Origin of the sequence: Actinomadura scrupuli (genome assembly GCF_050971785.1) — a bacterium.
Classification (GTDB): Bacteria; Actinomycetota; Actinomycetes; order Streptosporangiales; family Streptosporangiaceae; genus Actinomadura_E; species Actinomadura_E scrupuli.
Map to the genome: position 1 here is coordinate 362,753 of NZ_JBPCCU010000006.1, position 23,810 is coordinate 386,562.

The 23,810-nt window shown below is 67.7% G+C and carries 13 protein-coding genes and 1 pseudogene; 11 read left to right on the forward strand and 3 right to left on the reverse strand.

The features are described from left to right. The first annotated feature begins 2 nt into the window (after positions 1-2). From ACRYCC_RS27320 to ACRYCC_RS27345, 6 genes are all read left to right on the forward strand, one after another. Complete coding sequence (locus ACRYCC_RS27320) at positions 3-2,087, forward strand: UvrD-helicase domain-containing protein (protein ID WP_433816553.1); 2,085 nt, start codon at positions 3-5, stop codon at positions 2,085-2,087. Positions 2,088-2,243: 156 nt separating this feature from the next. Beyond that, a complete protein-coding gene (locus tag ACRYCC_RS27325) occupies positions 2,244-4,064 on the forward strand; it encodes a DUF262 domain-containing protein (protein ID WP_433816554.1) in 1,821 nt (606 codons plus the stop codon). A 563-nt stretch (positions 4,065-4,627) separates the two neighbouring features. Beyond that, positions 4,628-7,366, forward strand: coding sequence for an AAA domain-containing protein (locus ACRYCC_RS27330; protein WP_433816555.1), 2,739 nt, complete (start codon positions 4,628-4,630; stop codon positions 7,364-7,366). Positions 7,367-7,482: 116 nt separating this feature from the next. After that, positions 7,483-7,689: a hypothetical protein gene (locus ACRYCC_RS27335; RefSeq protein ID WP_433816556.1), complete on the forward strand. Its 207-nt coding sequence runs from the start codon at positions 7,483-7,485 to the stop codon at positions 7,687-7,689. 19 nt (positions 7,690-7,708) lie between these two features. Further along, positions 7,709-9,055, forward strand: a complete 1,347-nt coding sequence (locus ACRYCC_RS27340) for a hypothetical protein (protein WP_433816557.1) — start codon at positions 7,709-7,711, stop codon at positions 9,053-9,055. Positions 9,056-9,125: 70 nt separating this feature from the next. After that, positions 9,126-10,130, forward strand: coding sequence for a tetratricopeptide repeat protein (locus ACRYCC_RS27345; protein WP_433816558.1), 1,005 nt, complete (start codon positions 9,126-9,128; stop codon positions 10,128-10,130). 318 nt (positions 10,131-10,448) lie between these two features. Here the strand turns inward: ACRYCC_RS27345 and ACRYCC_RS27350 are convergent, their stop codons facing one another. The 3 genes from ACRYCC_RS27350 to ACRYCC_RS27360 form a co-directional block, all read right to left on the reverse strand. Beyond that, a complete protein-coding gene (locus ACRYCC_RS27350) occupies positions 10,449-12,221 on the reverse strand; it encodes a serine/threonine protein kinase (protein ID WP_433816559.1) in 1,773 nt (590 codons plus the stop codon). A gap of 165 nt (positions 12,222-12,386) precedes the next feature. Further along, positions 12,387-12,812 carry a hypothetical protein gene (locus ACRYCC_RS27355; protein ID WP_433816560.1) on the reverse strand — a complete coding sequence of 142 codons (426 nt, stop codon included), beginning with the start codon at positions 12,810-12,812 and terminating at the stop codon, positions 12,387-12,389. Between the two features lie 5 nt (positions 12,813-12,817). Beyond that, entirely contained in the window at positions 12,818-13,177 is a 360-nt protein-coding gene (locus ACRYCC_RS27360; RefSeq protein WP_433816561.1) for a hypothetical protein, read from the reverse strand. Between the two features lie 173 nt (positions 13,178-13,350). Here ACRYCC_RS27360 and ACRYCC_RS27365 point away from each other — a divergent pair, with 173 nt between their 5' ends. The 5 genes and pseudogenes from ACRYCC_RS27365 (at position 13,351) to ACRYCC_RS27385 (ending at position 23,768) form a co-directional block, all read left to right on the forward strand. Further along, the gene (locus tag ACRYCC_RS27365; protein WP_433816562.1) at positions 13,351-14,139 is read left to right on the forward strand and encodes a hypothetical protein; all 789 of its coding nucleotides are present in this window, start codon (positions 13,351-13,353) and stop codon (positions 14,137-14,139) included. Positions 14,140-14,329: 190 nt separating this feature from the next. After that, positions 14,330-14,413: pseudogene (locus tag ACRYCC_RS27370) on the forward strand (IS5/IS1182 family transposase); the annotation flags it as partial. Positions 14,414-14,552: 139 nt separating this feature from the next. Further along, a complete protein-coding gene (locus ACRYCC_RS27375; protein ID WP_433816563.1) occupies positions 14,553-14,744 on the forward strand; it encodes a hypothetical protein in 192 nt (63 codons plus the stop codon). 334 nt (positions 14,745-15,078) lie between these two features. Continuing rightward, positions 15,079-21,375 (forward strand): DEAD/DEAH box helicase, encoded by a 6,297-nt coding sequence (locus tag ACRYCC_RS27380; protein WP_433816564.1) that lies wholly within the window; start codon positions 15,079-15,081, stop codon positions 21,373-21,375. Further along, positions 21,372-23,768 carry a hypothetical protein gene (locus ACRYCC_RS27385; RefSeq protein WP_433816565.1) on the forward strand — a complete coding sequence of 799 codons (2,397 nt, stop codon included), beginning with the start codon at positions 21,372-21,374 and terminating at the stop codon, positions 23,766-23,768. Before ACRYCC_RS27380 ends, ACRYCC_RS27385 begins: the two co-directional genes overlap by 4 nt. Positions 23,769-23,810: the final 42 nt, after the last annotated feature.

Below are 23,810 nucleotides of genomic sequence, written 5' to 3' on the forward strand. Positions count from 1 at the left end.
TCGTGGCGACACTCGGCATAGACAAAGACTTCCTCCGGGACTTCGCGGCGCTGGAGCCCCCAGTGCAGAAGCGGGTGCAGGAGGTGTTCGGCAAGTTCTCCGCGGCCACCCATGCCGGTGTGCACCTGGAAAAGGTGAACAACGCCCGTGATCCCAGGCTGCAGACCATCCGGATCGACCAGTTCTGGCGCGGCGTCGTCCTCGCTCCGGAGAGCGGCGACGGCTACACACTGCTCAAGGTACTGCCCCACGATGACGCCTACACCTGGATCCAGCGCCGCCGGGTGTCGGTCAATACGGCCACGGGACGAATCGAACTGCGTGACGTCACCGCCATCCAGGAAACCCTGCCCGAACTGAACAAAATGGCCGACCGCGTCGGGCAGCGGCTCTTCTCGCATGTGAGCGATGCCGACCTCGTCAGACTGGGCGTCGACACCGAGACTCTGGCGTTCGCACGGGCACTCACGGACCTGATTCAGCTCGAGGTTTCCCAGACCTTCCTTCCTCAGCACCAGTTCGACGTACTGATCGGCCTGGCGCTCGGCATGAGTCCCGAAGACGTCTGGAGCCAGGTCGGTGCCGGTGCCGACCAGGCTTCCTACGACACCGAGGACATCATGGCCGCGGTCTCGCGCTCGCCCGAGCGGGTTGTCCTCGTCGAGGGCCCCGACGAACTGATGCGGGTCTTCGCCGACCCGTTCGCACTTTGGCGCATCTACCTTCATCCCGAGCAGCGGCGAGTAGCATATGGATCCTTCCGCGGCAGTGCCCGGGTAGCTGGAGCTCCGGGCACCGGCAAGACGGTCGTGGCGATTCACCGCGCCGCGCATCTCGCCTCGGCCGGCGGGCGGGTGCTGCTGACCACGTTCACCTCGACGCTTTCCTCCTCTCTCGAAGAGAACCTCAAGTTCCTCACCTCCGACGAGGGGGTGCTGGAACGCGTCGACGTTCGGCACGTCGACCAGATCGCCTACCAGGTGGTTGCACAGGAACACGGCCGGCTGGCGATTCTGCGGCCGACGGAGGAGAAACCGATCTGGAAGCAGATCATCAGCGAACTGCAACTGCCGTTCACCGAGACCTTTCTGGCCTCTGAGTGGCGGGACGTCGTTCTCGGCAGACTGGTGACCGACCTTGACGGCTACCTGGCGGTCGATCGATCCGGGAGAGGGCGGGGTCTTGGCCCCCTCCAGAAGACCCAGATCTGGCAGGCGATCGACAAGTTCACCTCTGAACTCGCTTCAAGTCAGCTGTGGACCTATGACTCGATCTGTGTGGAGGCGACCAGAATCCTCGCGGCGTCGGCGTCCAAACCGTACGACCATGTAGTGGTCGACGAGGCGCAGGACCTGCACCCGGTCCGATGGCGACTACTGCGCGCGGCCGTCCCCGATGGACCGAACGATCTGTTCATCGCTGGTGACACCCACCAGCGGATATACGGCGCCACGGTGTCGCTGCGCAGCCTGGGCATTCAGGTCACCGGCCGGTCATCCCGGCTCACGATCAACTACCGGACGACCGCGGAGATCCTCGGTTGGAGCCTTGGACTGCTCGCCGGCCAACGGATCGACGACATGGACGAAGGCCTGGAGACACTGAGCGGCTGCCGCTCCGACGTGCACGGATCGCCGCCGACGATGACAGGGTTCGCGACGAAGCCCCGTGAGATGGACGAATTGGTGGGGCGGGTCCGTACCTGGCTCGACTCGAGTGTCGCACCCGCTGAAATCGGAGTCGCCGCTCGCTCCAACGCGCTCGTCGACGAGGCGGTAGCAGCCCTCAAAAGAGCAGGTGTGGCCGCAGGCTCCCTGGCAAAGGCACTGGCTGATGATTTCGTGCGGGTCGGCACGATGCACCGCATGAAGGGCCTGGAATTTCGGTGCGTGGCCGTCCTCGGTGCCAGCGAGCACCAAGTTCCCATGGCCAGTGCGATCACGCCCGCAGCGGAGGACAAGGCGATGCATGACGCCGACCTGCAGCGGGAGCGCTGCCTGATCTTCGTCGCCTGTACCCGAGCCAGAGAAGATCTCTACGTCTCCTGGCATGGTCACCCAAGTCCGTTTCTTACCCCGCTGCTCTGAGGTGTTTGCATGATCGCGTCACGCTGCTCTGCGGACTTGACGACGAGTTGAACGAGAGCGACTAATATCGGGAAAGGGTAGGAATTCTTCCAGAAGCTGCAATAATGCGTAGCACAACATTGACAGCAGCGGGCATTTCATCCTTTCCGGGGAGCCATGAAAGCGGACACGCACACCCCTGCCGAGATCTTCGGTGCTCCTGTTCGGTATCTCGTGCCGCTCTTCCAGCGCCCATACGTCTGGAACAAGCAGGAGCAGTGGGAACCGCTCTGGGGTGACATCCGGACAGTTGCCGAGCAACTCCTCGAAGCCACGAACAACCCCGAGGTCGCGCCCCACTTCCTTGGCGCGATAGTGCTGGAACAGCAATGGTCCGCAACGGCCTACCTGCCCATCCGCCACGTCATCGACGGCCAGCAGCGGCTGACGACCCTGCAGATCCTTCTGGACGCGGCTCAGCTCGTCGCCGAGCAGCACGGCAATGCCGTGGATGCCCACGCGCTGCAGGCGCTGGTGGTGAACCCGAGGGAACTGACCCAAGATCCGGACGAGGTCTTCAAGGTCTGGCCGACGAACCGAGACCAGGATGCGTTCCGTGCCGCGATGGACAACGAGACGACCGTCCCCCCGGAACTGACGTCGAGCAATGTCGCGAAAGCCCACGAGTACTTCACCACTCAGATCACCGAATGGGCGGAGCCCACCGGTGATCCGGACAAGTGCAAGCGGCGGCTGACGACCCTGACGCACGCGTTGAGCAAGTACCTCAAGTTGGTCGTCATCGATCTGGAGACCGGCGACAACGCCCAGGTCATCTTCGAGACGCTCAACCACCGTGGTACGCCCCTGCTGGCGGCGGATCTCATCAAGAACTTGCTGTTCCAGCTGGCCTCTGGCCAGAACGAGAACCTCACGGACCTCTACGAGCAGTACTGGAAGTCCTTCGACTCCGACCACTGGCGGCGTGACATCCGCCAAGGACGCCTCCACCGCCCGTACGTGGATGTCTTCCTCAACTACTGGCTCACGATGCGGCGCCTGCACGAGGTGGCCTCCGACCGGATCTTCACCGATTTCCGGGATCTGGTGCGCACGTCGGAGCTTGCGGCGTGGGAGGTCATGCGAGATCTGGCCCAAGATGCCAAGGTCTATGCCGGGCTGGAAAAGCTTCCCTGGGACTCGCCTGAAGGCACCTTCTACTACCGGGTGATCAGCGTGCTGGAGGCTGCGGTCGTAGGCCCCGTCCTGCTGTGGATCCTGCGTTGGCCGGAGGAACGGATGCCGGCCGAGGAGCGTCGCCGCGCACTGGCCAGCGTGGAAAGCTGGCTGGTCAGGCGGATGATATGCCGACTACCGACCAAGAACTACAACCGAATCGTCGTCGAACTACTCAAAGAGCTCGACCGAGTCGGTCCCGCTGCGGCCGGCTCGGCGACGGAAGCGTTCCTGGCCACCAATACCGCCAATGCCAACTACTGGCCCTCGGACGAGGACGTCGTTCGAGCCGTGACGACCGCCAAGATCTACAAGGAGCTCACTCGCGGACGGCTGAGGATCATCCTTGAGGCATTGGAGGATGACCTTCGAGGTGCCTGGAGTGAATATGAGCACTGTCCACGAGGCAAGCTCACGATCGAGCACATCATGCCGCAGGGCTGGCGCGAGCACTGGGGCGGTGACATTGCGGACACCGAAGCGCTGCGCCGTGACGGACTCGTACAGTCCATCGGCAACCTGACCCTCGCCAATGGGAAACTCAACCCTGCTCTCTCCAACCGGCCCTGGACCGACGGCGAAGCCCAAGCCCGCGGGCTCAGCGGCTACGGAAAGCGAACCCTCCTTGCTCAGCACAGCGTGCTCAAGTTGAACGCCGAGATAGTCGGATCCCATATCGAAGCTTGGACCGAAGAGGACGTCAAGGCACGTTCGCTTGCTCTCGCGGCCCGTCTCGTGCGCATTTGGTCACGCCCTCAGTAGCACGTGAGGCCAATCGCTCAGGCTCGGTCGGTTACACGGCGGTGCGAGGTGCCGGTTCCCACTGAGCAGTCGTCAGGCTCCGCACCAGCTATAGCGACGCCTCAATCCTCAGCGTGTAGGACGCCAGGGTCGACCTACTGAAGCCCAGAAGCGGAAGGCGGACCTTCTAAAGTCGAAGCCTGAGGATCGATCCGGTGCGTCTGCTGGTCATTTGACGCCCGGCGAGGTGAACTAATGACGTTATGGAGTCTTATCGGTAGGTTATTGCCATCCAGGGCTACCTGAGGGGATCGCTCGTGACGGCTGCCGACAAGAGCCCTTTCCCTGTCGACGATCTCCTTCGCGCGGTTCGTGCCGAGATCAAAGCGGTCCTCGTCGGTAATGGCGGGGCGCTGAAGGTCCAGCTTTCGGCAGGTCGCAGGGTCGGTACCGATTACCTCTTCTCCTGCAGGGTCGCCAAGGCCCCGTTCGCCGGGACGAAGCTGTTGATCCGCCCTGCTTCCTCGCAGAGGGCGTGGGAGCCGGCAGAGGCGTCCTGGTTGCCCGATGGCAAGGTGCGGGTGGTGACCACGGCCGATCTGGGCGGGCAGCCGGTCAGCGCGGAGCTCTGCGAAGACGACACTGCGGGGTTGAAGGCTCTCGCGGAGAAGCTCGAACGGGCCGGGGAGGAGGCCGGGCCCGTCAATCTCAAGGCCGCCGGGTGGATGGTCGGGCAGGGCCGCCCGAGCCTGAACCGCGTCGCGGACCCCGAGCGGTACGTCCGGGGGTACCGGCAGCTGAAGCTCAACCCGTCGCAACGCTATGCGGTCGAGCAGGCCATGGGCAGCGAGGTCACCTTCATCTGGGGTCCTCCGGGCACCGGTAAGACCGAGGTCGTACGCCGGATCGTCGAAGGCTGCTACCGCCAGGGTCTACGGGTCCTCTTCCTCGCGCCCACGAACGTCGCCGTCGACCAGGCACTTGAACGCATGTGTGAACTGTTCCGCGACGAACCCGGCTTCGACGAGGGTCTCGTCCAGCGGCTCGGTGACATCACGGTGGCATCTCTCGCGCGCGACTACGGAGCCGCCATCGACCCGGCCCAGGTCGCGGCCCGGCTGACCGCGGAGCTGACCACTCGGATAGCCGGGCTCATCGAGGAGTTGAAGCCCGTACGCGCGGCGATCGCCGTACACGAGCAAGCCCAGCAGGCATCGGCGGAACTGGGCGCCCTCCGGTCGCATGCGGACGAGGCCGCAGCGCAGGCCGCCGCCGCGCAGCGGGAGAGCACCGAGTTGGAGCCCCAGATCGTCGCCGCCCGGAGCAGGATCGAGCAGATCGGGGTGCCTTCCGGGATGTTCGCCCAGCGCAAGCAGGCGCAGCTCGACCAGCATCGGCGTGATCTTGCCGGATGGGAGGCGCAGGCGGCGCACGCCGGGCAGCGGCTACGAGAGGCTGTTTCCCAGCGCAGCCGTTGCCTCCAAGCCATCGAGGCCGCGGAGATCGCCTTGGCGACCGCCGTGCGGCGGCTGGAAGGTGTGCCACCCGTCGAGAGGCTTCGCCAGGTCGAGAAGGAACGGCAGGAGGAGCTGGAGCGCTGCGAGAAGGAACGGCAGAAGATCGCGGCTGCGGTCCGGTCCCGGTGCCGCCTGCTCGGTACGACCGTTTCGAAGGCCGTGCAGTCCAGGAAGCTGCTGGACACGGTCGATGTGGTCGTCATCGACGAGGCCGGGATGGTCGACCTGCCGTCGGCTTGGTGCGCGGCGGGGCTGGCGGGCAAGCGGGTCGTGGCGGCAGGCGACTTCCGTCAACTCCCAGCGGTGACGCAGGGCTCGGGCAGCAGACTCGCGACCGAGCCGGACAGAGAGCACTCCCGGTTGTGGATGGATCGGGACGCCTTCCATGCCGCCGGCCTGGTCGAGGTGCACGGAGGTGTCCGCAGAGATCCCCGGCTGGTGTCGCTGACCACTCAGTTTCGGATGCGCCCGGCCATCTGCGCCGTCGTCAACGAGGTCGCCTACCCCGATTCGCCTTTGAACACCGGCCGTGACGACCACAGCGGGTTGCCGGCCTCGCCGTTGCTCGAGAGCCCGCTGGTCCTGATCGATTCGGCGCCCCGGCGGATCCCGAGCCCGAGATATGGCGGCCACAGGTCCAACCCCGTCCACGAAGCGGTCATCCACGAACTGATCCGCGGCCTGCAGTACGACACGGTGCTGCCCGGGCGGCTGAGCGGCGGGCGCCCCACCGACCGGATGGGAGTGATCACGCCGTATCGAGACCAGGTCAAGGCGCTCCAGGCGAGCCTGAACTACCGTTTCGGTGAGGCCTACGACGGGCTCGTGGACACCGTGCACCGCTTCCAGGGCAGCCAGCGGCCGCTCATCGTCCTCGACACCGTGGCCGGCGCCGGGACCAAAGCGGGCCGCTTCTACGAGGGGATCGGGCTGTCGTCGACGACGTGCCGGCTGCTGAACGTGGCCCTCAGCAGAGCCCAGGACCACCTGGTCGTCGTCGCCGACGTCGATTTCCTTGACCGCAATCTTCCGGTGGGCAGTGAAGCCGCGCGGATGCTCGACCACTTGCGGAGGCACGCCCGACGGCTGCCGATCGACGATCTCGTGCCGTTCCGTGCGGCCTCCGACCTGGCCGGTCTTGACTCGGAGGAGCTCGCCAGGCCCGCGTTCTTCCCGGCGGACGAGGTCGCCCGCGCCGTCGCGTGGGACATCGGGCAGGCACGAAAGATCATCGACATTCACTGTGCGTTCCTCGACGACTCTCCGGTCCGTACCTGGCTCGGGCACTTGACTCCGCGTATCAGGGCAGGAGTGCAGGTGGTCGTCCACACCCGCGCGCACGAGGCCGGATCGAAGGGGGCCCGGTTGGTCGCGATCCTCCAGCAGGCGGGTTGCCAGGTGAACGTACGAGATCGCATGCACGAGAAGGTGCTGATCATCGATGACACCGTGCTGTGGCACGGATCCTTGAACCTGCTCGCGGGCCGTGGGCCGACCGACCTGATGATGCGGCTCACCGATCCGGACGCCTGCTCACGGGTTCGCCGTATCGTCGACCGCGCCCGCACTCGGCCACCCGTACGCACCCCGCCCGTCCCCAGCAGGGTCTCCGACACGATCTCCGACCAAGTTACCCAGGGAGTCTCACCAGGGGCGGTCTCGAACGGGCGGCTCTACCTCGCAGTCCCCTACGACGAGAAAGACCAGGCGAAGCGCGAGGCCGGTGCACGCTGGGACAAGCAACTCAGACTCTGGTACGTCCCCGACAGCGTTGCCCGCGACAAGGTACGCCGCTGGCTCCCCTAACGGTGGCGCTCCAACACTGGTTCGGAACCACAAGAAGCGTCGTTGTCGCCATCACAGGCGTGAGTTTCTTACCGGAGTTTGTTGTCGGTGCCGGGGTGGTGTGGTCGGCTGTGGGGATGGGGATCGACCAGTTCTTCTCGTTCGGGCCTGAGGTTCCGTTCCGGGCGAACCGGGTGTTCACCAACCGTGAGGTGCAGATCCAGGCGTTGCATGACCGGTTCGTGGAGCACGGGCAACGATCCTGGCCGGTACCTGAGCTGCTGGACTTCCAGAGAGCCGCCTCCAACGTGATCGCGGTGGCGGGGGGACGGCGGGATCGGTAAGTCGACCCTGGCCCGGCATGTGGCCGAGCTGGCAGTGGAAGGGAAGCTGCACAGCCTGCCGGGCAACCGGGCGTACGCGGTGGTGGACTTCGCGGATCCGTCGAGTTCGAGCTTCGAGGCGGTGCTGCTGCGGGTACGGGCGTCGCTGGGCCGGTTGGCCAAGTCGTGGCCGGCGTTCGATGTGGCGTTGGCGGTGTACTGGGAGCGCAAGCACCCCGGCCAGTCGCTGACGGCGTTTCTGAGCAAGACCTCGCCTTCTGAGTCGGAGCAGATGTCGGAGCAGATCAGCTCGACGGTCGACCAGCTACTCGGCGGGTTCGGGGCGATCTCGGTGGCCTACCGGGTGCTGAAGGGGCTCGGTCAGGCCGCGACACAGAACGTCAAGTTGAAGCGGTTGCGCTCAGAGCTTCCCGCCCTGGATCCGATCCTGGAGGAGCAGGACCCGGATCGGATGCTGGGGTACATGCCGGTGCTGTTGGCCGCGGATCTGGAACGGGCCCGGGCCAAGAGGCCGGCGCTGGCGCTGTGCGTGCTGGACACGGTGGAGAACATCCAGGCCCTTTCCTCTGAACGGGGCGGCTTGGAGGATCTGGTGTCCCGGCTGGTGTACCTGATGCCGAACGTGGTGTTCGTCGCGGCCAGCAGACGGCCGCTGCAGTGGCACGACCCGGTACGCGGGACAGGGTTGACCTACGGCGGCGCACGGCGGTGGCCGGGCCTTGCCGGACCCGATCAGCTGGGACTGGGCGGACTCAATCACGCGGCGGCGGAAGCGTATTTGAGGGCCCGGTTGACCATTGATGAGCGGCCCGCGATCGAGACGCCGATACGGGAGCGGATCATCGCGGGGTCGGCTGGTTCTCCGTTGTATCTGGACTTGTCGGCCGGCCTCTACGAGCAGTACCTGGGCCGCCATGAAACCCCGCCCGTACAGGCGTTCGGACTGGTGTTCCCCGAGCTGGTGCTTCGGGTGATGCGGGATCTGTCAGAGCAGGACCGTGAGCTGCTGCGGGCGGCCGCCCTGCTGGAAGCGTTCGATGCCGACCTCCTGCTGGCAGTCCTCCCGCAGATCAGGCGGCGCACGGTGGAGGCTTTCCTGACCCGGGCATTCATCCGCCACGACCCGACGGTGTGGCCGCCGTACCGGCTGCACGCCAACCTACGCAAAAGCATCACCAGCGGGGACGCCCATACCAGCGACGGCTGGACCACCTCCGAGCGCCGCGAGCACGTGGTGCAGGCGATCGAGCACCTGGGTCGGGTAGCGGCGGCGGTGTGGGACGAGCGCCCCGACCATCCCATCCCACTGGACCGTACGCAGCCAGCGCAGCGTAGCGGCGTTCCTGCTCGCGCTGCACGCCGCTGAGGAGCACCAGGTCCTCCCGCGAGTACTGGCCGATATCGCCTACACCCTCAGCCTGCTCGGCCACTCCCAGGTGCTGGCCTCACTGCCCGACCTGCCCGGCTCCGCGGAACTGGTCACCTTAACGGCGGTCGGACGGCTGACCGCCCGGGGAGACCTGAACGCCCACGACCGCTACCACGCCATGCGGCAGATCACCGGAAGCGTCCCGGCCGGACCGTTCGCCGACTACTACCGGTACGAGCTCGGTACTCGCGCTCACATCATCGGCCGGCTGGACGAGGCCATCTCCTACTTGTCGGTCATCGACCCCACGACGCTGATCGGGGCCGGGGCGTTGTTCGGGATGGCAGACAACGCGCTGCGCCGCAGCGACTACCGCCACGTCGCCGAACTCATGGGGCAGGCCTCCACTGCGAGCCTCGACCAGGTGCGGGTCGCGGACATGCTCGGCCACTCCTACCTGCACAACGCCCGCTTCGCCGAGGCCGCTGCACTGTTCGAGTCCACCCTGGACCAGGCGCGCGCCGCGAACGCGCCGCTGTGGGAGGCGCGGGCGATCCGGCACCTGGCGCTGGCACTGATGTGGTACGACCCGGACCGCACCCTGCAGCTCATCCCCTACGCCCGTGACCTGAACGCCTCGGTTGGGGAACTCGTCGGCGTCGCGCAATGCGACATGGCCGCCTCCCTCTCCCACGCGCTACGCGGCGAACACCCGCAGGCGGCCGAGCTGCTGGATGCCGCGCGCCGGCGTTTCACCGAGCTTGGCGCCACCCGGGAACTACTCCCGATCGAGGTCATCGAAGTACTGCAAGCCACCGCGACCGGTGACCGAGACAAGGCGGTGAGCATCGCCGAGCGGTTGGCGCAGGCCGCGGCGGCGGGACGCCCCGAGTGCCTGCCGATATGGGTACCGGTCACCACGTTGCTGGCAGGCTTGGGGATCTGGTTGACTTCGGGGACATTGGCTGGCTGGACGCGTCAGATGCCACCCAGCAGCGATGGCGGGAACCGCTACGGCGACTCAGGGAAGGCGGCGCACCTGTGGCTCTTGCTGTCGTGTCGATCACGATGACCGCAGTGCCTGTTGCGGGGTTGTCGGTGTGCCTTACCTCGTCATCGCGGTCTGGGCGGCGCCGACGTCGATCGCGTCCCTCGTTGGGGCGGGCCGCGTCAGCGAGCCGAGAGGCGCCGTCATTGCCTCGCGAGCGGTCCTGGTCTTCTTTGTAGGCGCCATGCGCACTCTCATCTTCGGAGCGCTGGACGGCATACCGACTGCGTCGCCCGATCCGTCCCGAGAACAGAAACGCATCAGACGCCCGCCAAGCGCTACCGGTCGATGTTGCCGACCCATGATGATCTCGAGCCGTAGCGTGATCCACCTCGCTGCTATTCAGTGGCAGTACATCCGTATGGGGTTCACCGCGCTTCCGTAGGTTCCGCAGGCGGGTCCCTTGATCGGAGATTGGTCATCTCCCCACGTGCTGTAGTTCGCGATCGCCTTCGCGCTGTCCCCGAGGCTCGTAACGTAGAACGTCATCTCCAGGCGGGTCGGGAGGTACTGGCTGTTCAGGGAGATTGTAAAGTTGGTGGTCGGCGCGGCTTCCATCTCCTTGAACAGGCCGCCGGTCGGGCCGTTAATCAGGCCGCGGGTCGGCTCGTGTCCTTTCAGGATGGTCAGTCCTGTGGATGCCTCATTGACGGTGAAGGCGGTGGCGTTGTCCAGCAGCTCCTGGAAGTTGTAGGGCGAGGTGACCCATCGGGCATCTCGGGCCACCCACGTGCCATCACTATTGGTGAGGCCGGCGCCGGGGCTGATGTCGGTCTCTTCGTAGGGGATGTTGGCGGGGCCGGCGACGTAGGCCTTGTTGCCGATCACCAGAGCGTGCGCTTGGTCGCTCTGGGTTGTAGCGCTGTTGTAGAAGGTCACGGTCATGTCGTAGTTGGTGGATCTAGCGCGTGAGTAGAGCAGCCGGCCGCTGGATTGGGAGATGCCATCTCCTTGCGGAATGACGAGCTCGTGGGTGAAGTTTGCGCTCTTCTGCCGGCTGATGGCCGCCATGATCGCGGCAGAGTAGTCGGCTGCAGTCTGCGGCTTAGGCGCTACGTGGCCGGCCGCTGCCGTCGGCGAAGGAACGCCGGTGCGCGCTGAGACCAGGGAAGGCGCGCCAGCGGAAGCCATATCCCGCTGGGCGTGTGACCCGACCGCGGTGGGCCAGGCCAGCGCAGCGGCCAGACTGATAGCGGCCAGGCCCGCGGCAATGGCGAGATAGCGCTTGTGCTCCCACCAGGGCCGGGGCTGTTCGAACGGCTGGACTCTGGTGTGGATCAAGGTCTGAGCGGCGGCCAGCGCTTTGTCGGCGGCGGGCAGTACCGTCGTGGCGCCCTCGCCCAAGGTCATCAGATAGCCGACCAGATCATGCGCAGAAGGCCGCTGGGCCGGGTTCTTGTTCAGGCAGACCTCCAGGGTCGGACGAAGGCTTGCTGGGATCCCGTCGAGGTTGGGTGGGGCGGACAGGATGCGGTGCATGACCGCGGGAATAGAGTCCGCGCCGAATGCAGGGCGGCCGGTGGCTGCGTAGCAGATCGTCGATGCCCAGGCGAAGACGTCGGCAGGGGCGGCCGCCTTCTCCCCGGCGAGTTGCTCTGGCGCGGCGTAGGAAGGGGTGCCGACGACGTTCGAGGTCGTTCCGCCGGACTGCATGATGTGCGCGACACCGAAGTCGATCACGACCGGGCCATCGGGTCCGATGAGCACGTTGGAGGGCTTGAAATCCCGATGTACCACCCCAGCCTTGTGGATCGCGGCCAGTGCCGTGATCGTCCCGATCACTAGCCGGCTCAGATCTTTGTCCGTGACCGGGCCGTTCTTGGCCACCAGCCCGTACAGGTCCGGGCCGTCGACGTACTCGGTCGCGACGTAGGTCAGATCCTCGAATCGGCCGGTCTCAAGAATCTTGGCTGTGGACAGACTGCCGGAGACCCGCCGGGCCGCGTCGAGTTCCTTGACCGAGAACTTGGAACCGGTCTCCTTGAAGACCTTGATCGCCGCCCTCTCCTCGCCTTTGGCAGCGAGATAGACGACGCCCTGGCCACCCTCACCCAGACGGCCGATCACCTCCCACGTGCCTATCTGACGGGGATCGGTGGAGCGGAGCTTGAACATCGAGGGCAGAACTTTCGGCTATACGGACAACGGGCCGACCCAGGGCTCACCACCATGAACTGTGATCAACCTCAACGTATGTACAATTCCTGATCGGAACGGCGGGGCAGTTTATCGCATATCACCCGCCCAGAGTGGTCAAACGAGCATCCTCGACGCCGAGAATCATGTGGTGCCCAGATCGGTGTACGTGTAGGACGCCAGACTCGTCGCGACTTCTGGGGCTTGGCGCGAATTTGGCGGCCCGTGTTTCGGCGAACTTGGCCGCGTTCCGGGCGGAGGAGGAGCGGGCTGCGATCGAATGAGGAGGTTGGTGACCGGCTTCTCGGTGATGACCTCCTCACCGGCCGCCGTCCCGGTCAGGGTGCCCGCGGCGATGCGCAGTTCCCGGGCCCGCTCGACGATGCCGGTGAGCGCCGGACCGTCCATCAGGTAGGTCCGTTCGACCTGGCCGCCCTCTTCGGCCAGTTCCCCGTCATCAGCGCCGAGCAGAATCCCAACCCCCTTGTGACGACGCTGCAGCTTGGAGGCGTCCAGCCCATCGGAGTACGCACCGGCACCGAGCACGGCGTCACTGAACTGGTAGTTCATGACCTTCAGCGCGAACCTCGTGCCGGTGTTGTCGCGCAGCTTCGGCGGGATCGTCTCGCGTCCGGCTTCTGCGTGGCCAAAACCAGCGTGTAGCCGGCGGCCGGTCCGATCGCGATGAGGACGAGCGGCATGTTGTGCCGCTTGCTACGCGACAGGCCCGGGGTCAGCTTGCCCTCGGGGCATTCCCGGTCGGACAGCTTCGACAACACCTCGTAGCGCCGATTCATGTCCTGCACAGCCTCGGTGAGCACCTGGACAAGGGCCTCGACGACGACCAGTCGGACGCCGGACCCGCACCAGTGCGCGACCTGCGCGAACGCCTGCCAGTCCTTACCGCCCTTCCCATCGACCACGATCAGCTTCACGTACGCACACAAACCACGCGGAAGGGTCAGCGGTCGCAAGTACAGTTGGAGCATGGCTCTGGGGGAGCTCGCCGCGTTCGCCGGATGGCAGCGTGTGCATGCCCTGGACGAGTCGGAAGGCCAACTGTGGTCGGGGGCGCATCTGCCGTGCATGCCTTTAGGGAGAGTGGCAAATGGCTAGCGTTAGTGGCCGTTTTGAGTATCCCGATAAACTGACTCCTGGTCAGTCAAAAGATGGTGGCCTCCACCATAATCTGTACGATAGTCAAGGGCGCCTCGTCAGCCATGGCAGGTTCATTCCTGACGACGAGAACGAGGAAGATTCACCAACGGAATCACCGTCGCTCTTTTCCGATACGAACGAGTGTGAGTGTGAGTCGGATTCCCGAGCGCGGGAGCGCTTGGAACCCGAGGAGATAATCGAGATCCTGGTTATTCTCATCAAAGCTTCGGAGAGGGCTGCACCACACCTCAAGAGATGGTGGAACGATCAGGCCCTCCCGTTCGTGAAGTCGACGCGCAACAGACTTGCCCGGACTCGCCAGGATAACAGCCCAGACACACCTAGCGAGTCGGCCACCTTGATTGAATCTGTACCTTCAGAGCCCTCGCAAGAAGCGATTGCTGAACTTGAAGAAGATCGAGTAAGCATGAGCAGCGAAGAAGCATCAGCACGCTTTGCCGCAGCCCTGATGGCTAGGCTATTCAGCGATGAGCAGTTGAGAATTCTGCGTAATGCTCGGATCGAGAACGAGAATGACTCTTTGGAGTTGAGCACCTTTGAAAAACTCACGCCTCAGCAAATCGGGGACAATATTAGGTTGATACTCGAGACGAATCCTTCGCTGCTCACCGAAGAGTCCTTGGCTGAACTCGGGAAGATTTTCGCGAGAATTCAAGCCGATGGCGGGCTGCATTCCATTGAGAAGCGGATAGATCAAAGAGGCGATGCGTCTTACTAAACCCGATCTTTCTCGACGGGCTGCCGACGGAGTCGGCGGGCCGATGCGCATTCCGTGACTACTGAACCTTTTCAGCGGGGCCACTGATCGGGTGACGGAGGCGCGATGAGGGCGGGGTCCGCAACAGACAGGACTCCCGTGCCGTTCAGGGAGGTGTTCGAAGTCTCAACCCACCGGCGCAGGAGCCCTGTTGATTACCTATCCTGCCGCACTCGGCCTCCCTCATGGGCTGGTGGAGTGGGTCACGATGCTCGTTGTCACCCGTGAGGGTGACGGGGTCGAGCATCCGCACGACGACCAAGCGGTGCTGGTGGTCGACGAGACCGGCGATGTGAAGAAGGGCGCCCACACGGTCGGTGTCCAGCGCCTATGACGCATGGCGGTGCGAGGTCGGGGACGGAGTGCCGTGGCATTTGTCCACGCGTATGTGCGGGGCGCACAAGCGGCGGGTGCTCGCGATCGTACATGGCAGGCTGGCGGGAGAACCGGTGCTGCTGGTCTCCACGCAGCTCATCGAAGCCGGCGTGGATGTCGATTTCCCCGTGGTCTACCGGGTCTGGCCGCTGCTGACTCCTGTTGGAGGCGGCGGGAAGATCCAACCGTGAGGGCAATCTCGACCGCCCCGGGCCGAGTGATCATCGTAGATCCGCCCGATGCGGCCGACCGGTGTGGAGCCAGGACTTGGGCCGAGGATGCTGCGGACCGCGGAGAAACACCGGTCGGTGGATTGTGTGAGTAGTGTGGAAGGTTGCCCCGCGCGTGACTGGTGCGATCACCTTCCTGTAGATTGCCGCGAAATGTCCCCGCCCCTCATTATCGTAGTTCGAAATACGAACGAACGGGGCAACGCGGGTGGCAAACGCTAGCGGGGAAGCAGATATAGCACTGCCCGCAGCGGCACGGCGGCTCGTCGACCTCGTCTCAGAGTATCCCGACGGAGTGACGCTGACCGAGCTGACAGTGGCCGCGGAGGGACGATTCACCGGGCTGCACCCGCGACGCGTCGCCGACCTCATCTCGCGTGCCGTCGTGGCCGGAGTCCTGTTCGAGGCCGCTGGCCGGCTGCGGGTTCCCGGCACCGGCGAGCAGGAGCCCGAACCGACCCGGGCGGCCGGGCCAGCATCCGGCCGGCCCCTGCGCGCGGTCGCCCTCGACCTGGAAGCGGTCGTCCGAACGACGGCCAGCGAGCCGTTCCTCGACAAGCGAATCTTCCAGATCGGAGTAGTGCGGTTCGGCACCGACGCCGCGTGGATCGCCGCGGAACGGAGGCGCGACTGGTTCGTCAAGCTGCCCGACGAGACGTGGGAGATCCGTTCGGCGTCGCTGCGTGAACGCCACACGGCCTCGGCTATCGCACCGGCGAGGGCGCTGCTAGAGCTGCACGCGTTCACCGCCGACGCCGATATGGTCGTCACCTATAACGGCACCGAGGCCGACTTCCCGCTGCTCGCGGCGGCGTACGAGAGGGAAGGCCTGCCGACGCTGGCGCCGACCTCGGTCGACGCGTACTACCTGACGCTCGCCCTGTGGCCGACGGCAGACAGTCACCGCCTTGCCGAGCTTGCCGACGCCCTCGGTGTCGACCGTTCCGAACTGGGCTGGCACGACGCCGGCGACGACGCCGAGCTGCTGGCGCGGCTGCTGACGCGGGCTGGCGAACAGGTCGCCGCGTGGCCCGCTGACCTCGCCGACGTGGTCGCGTCGGTGTGCGCCGACTCGTCAGCGTGGGTGCTGGTGCGGCACCTCGCCGCGGCGACGCGAGGTGCCGCGCCTGGACAGCTGCTCGGCGAGGCCCGTGCGCACGGTGTCGGTGACGTGGCCGCGATCCTCGGTGCACTGCTGGGCGGGCACAGGCCACGTCGCGCGCTAGCGGGCACGCCACCGGCCGCCGCAGCGGGTCGTGGCTCGCTCACCGTCGGTGCGTCGCTGCGCGGCGCCGACGGCCGCGTCGACCCGGTGCTGCTGGCGTCCGTGTCGCACGGCGCGGCTGCCAAGCGCCGACCTGCGCAGGAGCAGATGACGACGGCGCTGCACGGCTGGGCCGACGCAGGGGTGCCGGGGCTGTTGGAGGCGCCGACCGGCACCGGCAAGAGCTTTGCCATCCTGGCCGCGGCGCTGGACTGGCTGGCTGGCGCGCCGCAGCGCACGGTGATCGTCACGACGTTCACAAAGCAGCTGCAGGCGCAGCTGGCCGAGGACGTGGCACGGCTCGACAAGGTCGTTCCAGGCCTGCTTGAGGCCAGTGACATGGTCAAGGGGCAGAGTAACCGGCTGTCGCTGCGGGCGCTGAACGTGGTGCTGTCAGACGCGACGACGCTCGATGCCAGTCGCTCGGCGCGGCCGGGGTCACGCAACCGGTTCCTGGCGCGGCCGACGTTCCGGGAGTTCGTCGTCTACTTGACGTTGCGCCTGCTCGCGTCGACGGACGTGCTCAGCTCGTGGGCGGCGCACTCGGTTGACTCGGTCGACGTGCCCGCGTTCTTCGCCGGGTACGCCGGTCCGGCGCTGCCGGTGTGGCTGGAGTCGCTGAGCCAGGCCAGCAACGGGGAGTACCCCGCGGAGGCGGGTACGCCGGTCGCCGCGCACACTGACGCGGTTCGGGAAGCGCTCGCGGCGCACCGGCTGCTGCTGGCCAACCACGCGCTGCTGCTCGCCCACCTCGACGACCTCGGCAAGCTCGGCACCGACACGCTGCTCATCGTCGATGAGGCGCACCAGCTCGAGGACGCGGCGACGTCGGCGCTGACGACGACGGTGGACTACCGCACCGTCGAGGATCTGTTCAGCGAGCTGACTGCCTGGACGGACACCGCCCGCCGAAGCGCCGAACGTAACGCGGTGCGGGAGGCCGTCGACAACCTCGGGCTACTGCTCGACCACGAGCAGCTGCCGCGAGTGGCCGGGCAGGCGTTCGATGCGCGCGGCACAGGCGCCGGCGTCGTTGTCGGGTCGCGCACTGTCACGTTGGCCAGCGCGTATGCCGGCGGCGCCGGCGTGGGGCAGGTTCGCACGCTGATCGCACTGCTGCTGCGCCTGACCGGGCAGTGCGAGGCTCTCGTCGGGATGCTGTCGGCGTATCTGGACGTGCTCGGTCCGGGCCTGGACTTCTTCGAGGTCGAGCGCATCCGGGCCCTGCTGACCCGGTGCGCGCAGGTCAAGGAGGCCGGCCGGAGGATCGTCGCCGATGTCGATGGCATCCTCGGCCTGCCGCCGGCGGCCAGTGCCGACGGCGGTAGTACCACCGGCACCGGTAACGGGCTCGGTGGTGCCGACGGCGACGGGAATGGTCCCACCGCCGGAAGCGACGACGAGGCTGCGGACGACGCGGCCGAGGATGAGGCAGGCGAGGACACGGGTGGCGATGATTCGGCCGCCGCCGACGGCACAGGCGACCGGACGGCTAACGGCGCGAGCTCTGCGGGGGTGCCGCTCGGGCCGCTGCCGCCGGGCACGTCGAACCGGGTTGTGTACGCCGAGGAGCTCGACGCGCTGCGCGCTGGCCTGCGCTCCTACCGGTTCCGCGTGGCGACCAGTCCGGTGGAGCTGGCCGCCGACGGGGTCTGGCAGCAGTTCCTTGCCACGTTCGCGCGCACCTACTACGTGTCCGCGACGCTGCGGGTGTCGGGGCGGTGGCAGTTCATCCGCGACCGCCTCGGCCTACCGACCAGCATCGCGACGCTGCACCTGCCGACGCCGTTCGACTACGGGCGGCAGGCCGAGCTCGTGTGCTTCTCCGACTTCCCGTCCTGGGCTGAGCAAGCCGAGGGTGCGATGCGGACCGTCGCGCACCAGCTCGCTGGCTACGCCCAGGAGATCGTCACGCCAGTCGACGTGCCCGACGACGCGCCGCCCGGCGCTCGCGGCGGGCACGACGGGGGCGCGCTGGTGCTCACCACCGCACGCTCGACCGCCGGCGGCATCGCCGACTACCTCGCCACCGAGCTGCGCGCCCGCGGCGACGAGACCCCCGTGCTGTCCGCACTCGTGCTCGGCAACCCCCGCAGCGTACGGCAGTTCACCGACACTGAGCACGGCGGTGGCATCCTCGTCGGAACGAAGGGCCTGTGGCAGGGCGTCGACGTCTCCGACGAGCAGCGGCTTCGGCTGGTATGGATCAACAAGCTGCCGTTCGCGCCGTTTGCCGCGCCGGTTATCGAGGCTCGCCGCGCCGCGATCACCATGCGGGCCGAGGCCGCGCACGCCGACGACCCGGAGGCGGTCGCCACCGAGCACTACTACCTGCCGCTGGCGGCGCTGCAGCTGCGGCAGGCCGTCGGGCGGCTTATCCGGTCCGAGCGGCACCGGGGCGTCGTCATTATCAGCGACCGCAAGCTCGCCGGGCACACTGCGCTGCGCCGCGCGTATCGGCAGACGTTCATCGGCTCGCTCGACGAGGGGCTGCTGCGTGATGACTCGGTCACCGGCGAGCGCGGCGGCGGCAACGTCGTGCCGATGAACGAAGGGTGGGCGCGAATCTGGAATTTCTCCGCCACGCACGGCTTGCTCACCGCCGAACGTGCCGCGCAGCTGACGACGCCGGAGGCGCTTGAGAAGCACACGCTGCTGCCGCAGACCCGGCGCATCCGGCAGCTCGCGCTCACCGCCGAGCAGGTCGCGCGGCATCGCGTCGACGGAACCCTCGGCGTTGAGGTGCTCGCCCGGGCCGCCACCATCGGCGGGCTGCTGCACCTGTCCGACGAGCCGACCACGCTCAAGCCGTCGCAGCAGGCCGTCATCCGCGCGGTCGCCGACGGAGTAAACGTCCTCGGGCTCCTGCCCACCGGGTTCGGCAAGAGCTTCTGCTTCCAGCTGCCGGCGCTCGTGCTGCCCGGCGTGACGCTTGTCGTCTCGCCGCTGGTCGCGCTCATGCACGACCAGGCACTCGAGCTCAACCGAAGCATCGGTGGCGCGGTTCGCGCGCTCGTCGCGCCGCTGCGCGAGTCGAGCAGCCGGGCCGGTAAGACCGAGGTTGCCGATCAGCTCCTCGGCCGCGCTGACTACGGCATCCGCATTGTGTACGTCTCGCCCGAACGACTGTGCCAGCGCCGGTTCCGGGAGGTCGTCCGCGCTGCGGTCGAGGCCGGAATCGTCACCCGCATCGCGCTCGATGAGGCACACACGTTCGTGCAGTGGGACGACTTCCGGCCGTCCATGAGCCGGGTGGAGCAGTTCCTCGCCGAACTCCGGCGCGACCACGACCTGCCGGTGACCGCGCTGACCGCGACGGCGAACCGCACGGTGTACGCCGGACTGCGCGAAGGAGTGTTCGGCCTGCCGGCCGAGGCGTCCGACGGTCCGGCTGGCGAAGCCGCCGAGGCCGCTGACGGGACGCTGCTGACCGTACGGGAGAGCCCGATCCGGCCCGAGCTGGCGATCTTCCGACGCACGATCAACGCGGCCGGCCTGTCCATCAGCGCCGGCCTTGCGGAGGAGGTCCTCGACGCCGTCCACGACCACGCGATCTTCTATTGCCTGACAGTAAAGGAAGTCGTCGCGCTGCACGCGCACCTGCGTGACTACCTCGGAGAGGGCGGCGTGCGGGTGCGAAGGTTCCACGGCCGGCTCACCGAGGCGGAGAAGTCGGCGGTCATGACGGAGTTCCGGGAGGCGCCGCGCAAGGGCGAGGAGGGGTTCGCTCCGCTGGTCATCGTCGCCACGTCGGCGTTCGGACTCGGCATCAATCGTCCCGACGTGCGGACAGTGTTCTGCGCCAGCGCGCCGACCGACCTCGCGGCGCTGTACCAGCAGATCGGCCGGGCGGGCCGGGACATGGCCGGTAAGACCGTCACCGGCGCCGAGATGCCCTATGCGGCGGGAACGGTGAAGCTCCCGGTCGGCACGCCGGAGGCCGACGGAGACGCGGTGACCGGAACGCAGACCGGCGACACCGTCGGCGGCGGACCGGGCGGCGCTGCGCCGCAGCCGGCGAACGTCGGGCTGGCGCTGCTGACCGGCCGCGGCCTGCGCACCGTCGCGTTCATGACTGGCAGCGACCTGCCGCCCGCGCTGCTCGAGCGGATGGGCCGGGCCGTCCTGGCGTGCCGGACGGTGCTGGATCCGACCAGCGTCGCCGACGCGTTGATCGGCGAGGACCTTGCCGCCGGGCGGCTCACCCCGGACGAGGCGCGCAAGCCGCGCACGGCCGACAGCTACACGGCAGGAGTGGTGCGCGCCTTCACCGGGCTCGCCGGGCTCGGCATGGTCGCCGACCTCGGCGACTTCCCGCCGTACTGTGCCGTCAAGCCCGGCGAACTCCTCGGCGCGGCACCATCCCGAGCCGCCGCCGGCCGAAGCGGTGGTGACGCCGACTGCGACGTGGAGGACCGTGTTGTCACGGCGGTGCTCGCGCTGCCGGTCCGCTCGAGCGTGGCGGGCGTGCTGTGCCGGAACAACCTCGACGTCGCGCGGCTGGATGAATACCTGGCCGCGACGTTGTCGCAATACCGCACCGTCGCCGACGACGCGGCTGGTACCTGGCAACTGCTGGCCGATCTGCACGACCGCGGGCTGCTCGACGTGTCGGCCGCGCCGAGCCGGCGTCTGGTCACCGGCATCGCCGTGCACACGACCACGCTGCCGCAGCAGTTCCTGCCGGCCGTGTCCAGCAAGGTCGCCCGGGCGGCCGAGGAGATTCGGCTGCTGCGCGACTTCTTCACCGACTCGACGACGTGCGCCAACCGCAAGTTCGCCGACTACTTCGGCGTCGCCGACCTGCCCGCTGGCTGCTGCTCGACGGCGGCGAACCGTTGCTCGGCGTGCTGGGACACGCCGACGTGGCCGGCCGGGGAGAGCAAGCCGGCCGTCGCGGTCGCGCTCGAGACGCCTCGGCCGCGGCCGGCCGGTGCGCGCATCGACGCCGCACACCGGCAGCAGCGGCTCGACGAGCAGGTCTTCCGCCTGGTATGGGACGTCTTTCCCGGCGTCCACGCCCGCGACGTGCTGCGGGCGCTGCGGGGTGAGGACACGTACTTCTCGCCACGCACCCGGCGCCGCGTGCGGCTGCGGACCGGACTAGTCAACAGCCGGTACTTCGGCGCGAACCCGGCCGTGCGGCTGGCCGACGTGGAGGACTCCCTGGCCCGGCTGCAGGCAGCAGGACGGGTCGTGCCGGCTGGCCCCCGATGGCGCGAGGTCGGCCACATGCGCCGCGAGGCCCGACAACACGCCCGCGTCGCCTCTGCCGGCGCCGCGGCAGCGGCCGGTCCTGTGGCGGCGGGAACCGGAGGTGCGCCGTGACCGACCTCAGCGACCGCCCCGCCGAGGGCTCAGCGACCGCCCCGCAAACAGCCGCGGTCGCGCCGCTGTGGCGCCCGTTCGCCGAGGGGCCGGTCCTGACGCCAGCGATGGCGCTCGGCTGGGACGCCACGGCGCCCCAAGACCGTGAGCGGCTGGCCCGGTATCTGTCCGCGCTCGTCGCCGCCCGCCGCGCGCCGGTCCACGTCAACGTGGCGTTCAACGCGGCGTACTTCGGCTACGACCTGACCACCGGTGGATACGTCGGCGGGCCGTTGGACCTGTTCACGTTCCCGCAGGTGCGGTTCGGGGAGATGACCGAGGCGCTGCCCGTCGGCGCGATGGTCAACATCGCCGCCGGAGAGCAGCCGCTGTTCGCCGAGGTCGTGTACAAGGAGGGCGCGCATCCCGCGCTGGAGGCCGACGGTGCGTTGCCGGGGTGGCTCAGTGGCGCGCCCGCCGGCGCGACCGGGCCAGGCGTCGCCGACGCGCCGCCTGGCGGGTCGGTGCTGCGTGAGCGTCTCGTCGTCGACATCGACGCGTTCGGGCAGGGCCTCTCGACGACGCGGACCCAGCTCGACCGGCTCCGCCAGCGCGGCCGGTGGCTGGACGCGGACGGGCACGTGCTGCTCGATGCGCAGTACGCGACGCGACGCGACGCCGACCTCGACGAGACCGCGTTCTACGCGCAGTACCTGCTCACCCGAGGACGCGACCAGCTGCTCAGCGCCACCGCGCCGCTGCCGCTGACGACCGTGCTGTCCGACGACGCCAGCGAGGAACAGCTTGCTGCCGCGTTGACCGGGATACTCGCCACCGTCGCTGACGCGCTGGCGAGCATGCCGGAGCTGCGGATGTGGCGCGGGTACACGTTCACGCGCGCGTCGCTGGCCGCCCGGCTCGGCAACCCCGGACCGCTCGGCAGCGGCGACCTCGGCAGCCTCGCCGCGCAGCTGGCGCGAAGCGCCGTGCCGCTGCGCCGAAGAAGGTGGGCGCCCAGCCGGACGGTAACGTACACCGCGGTCGGGCCGCGGCTGCGCGTCATACGCGACAGCGGCACACAGCTGCTCGACGTTGGGTACGCGCTCGCGGTCTGCCACGCCAACGCCGTCATTAGCGACTATGCCCGCCGCGAGGTGGACGAGACGACCGGGTTGCTGCCCGGGGACGTGCACCTGCGCCTCGACGACCCCTGGCAGGGCGGCGGCGTGTGGCGCTCCGAGCACCCCGATAGCACATACGTCCACGTCGAAGTGACCGAGCCTCTGGGCCTGGGGTGGCTGTCGACGCTGCCGACCGTGCTGCCGGACGAGCCGCTCGCTGTCCCCAAGGGTTACGCGGCCGACACCGATCCCATCCCCGCTTCCGAGCCCGAGCCAGTACCGGAGACCCCGCAACCCGAGCCGGACGACGACGGCGGTCTGGACGAGATCACCGTCATCGACAGCCAGGTGTCGTGGACGCAGGCGCTGCGGCTGACCCACCTGCTCGAAGGCCGACTGCCGCTGCCCGACGTCATCTGCACGCAAATGCGCGACGCCGGGCTTACCGGCGTGCGGCTGCGGCTGATGCTGACCCACGACGGGTACGACCTAGACCCGGCCGAGGCTACCCAGACCGTCGACGCGGAGCTGTTCGGGCGCTCGCAGATGTCCGGTGTCGAGTGGCCGCTGGAGTTCTTCGCCAGCATCGTACTCACCTGCACCTGGGGACGCGGGGCCGGCGTGGTCCGCGCGACGACGACACTGCTCGACTGCCCGGTCACCGTCGACGGTATGGAGATCGAGCACCGCTACGACCCGCGAATCCTCACCCGCGACGCCGCCCCCGGGCAGCCATGCCGCGGCGGGCGGCCCGGTTGGCGCCCCGACACCGGACCGCTGTCGTTGCCGCAGCGCGTGTTGCGCGCGGTGCGCCGCCTCGGTCTACTCCACCCGGACGGACGCGCAGTGCTCGCCCGCGCGCACCTGTCGGCCGCCGTGTACGGCACCGCCGACGCCACTGCAGCCACCGAACTCGACGTCGTAGTCGACGAGCTGCTCGCCACCGGGGAGTTGCGCAGCGATATCGGCAGCGTCGACGCGAGCTGGAGGCTGCGCTTCCCTCCCGAACCCGGCGCGCCGACCGTGCCGCTGGTCGTCTACGAGCCCTGTCCGGTCGAAGGCCCCCCACACGCCATCGCATCGCGCCGGTCCGTTGGCGCACTCGAGGCGCGGTTCGTGCGGATGCATGCGGTAGCCGGCCATCTGCGTTGGCTAGGTGACGCCGGCCGGACGGCCAGCGAGGAAGCCCGGCATGCCTATCGCGAGGACCGCGCCCGGTTCCGTCTCCTCGGCCCCGCCGAGCTGCCTAAGGGCTACACCTACATACGGCCACACTCCCGCGGCAGCTCGTGATCACCACGATACTTACAGTCACCTACGTTCCGGCCCCCCAGC

Coding starts and splice junctions, on each gene's coding strand:
- ACRYCC_RS27325 (WP_433816554.1), top strand. CDS start 2,244: ATGAAAGCGGACACGCACACCCCTGCCGAGATCTTCGGTGCTCCTGTT.
- ACRYCC_RS27350 (WP_433816559.1), bottom strand. CDS start 12,221: ATGTTCAAGCTCCGCTCCACCGATCCCCGTCAGATAGGCACGTGGGAG.
- ACRYCC_RS27355 (WP_433816560.1), bottom strand. CDS start 12,812: ATGAACTACCAGTTCAGTGACGCCGTGCTCGGTGCCGGTGCGTACTCC.
- ACRYCC_RS27335 (WP_433816556.1), top strand. CDS start 7,483: ATGGGGATCGACCAGTTCTTCTCGTTCGGGCCTGAGGTTCCGTTCCGG.
- ACRYCC_RS27365 (WP_433816562.1), top strand. CDS start 13,351: ATGGCTAGCGTTAGTGGCCGTTTTGAGTATCCCGATAAACTGACTCCT.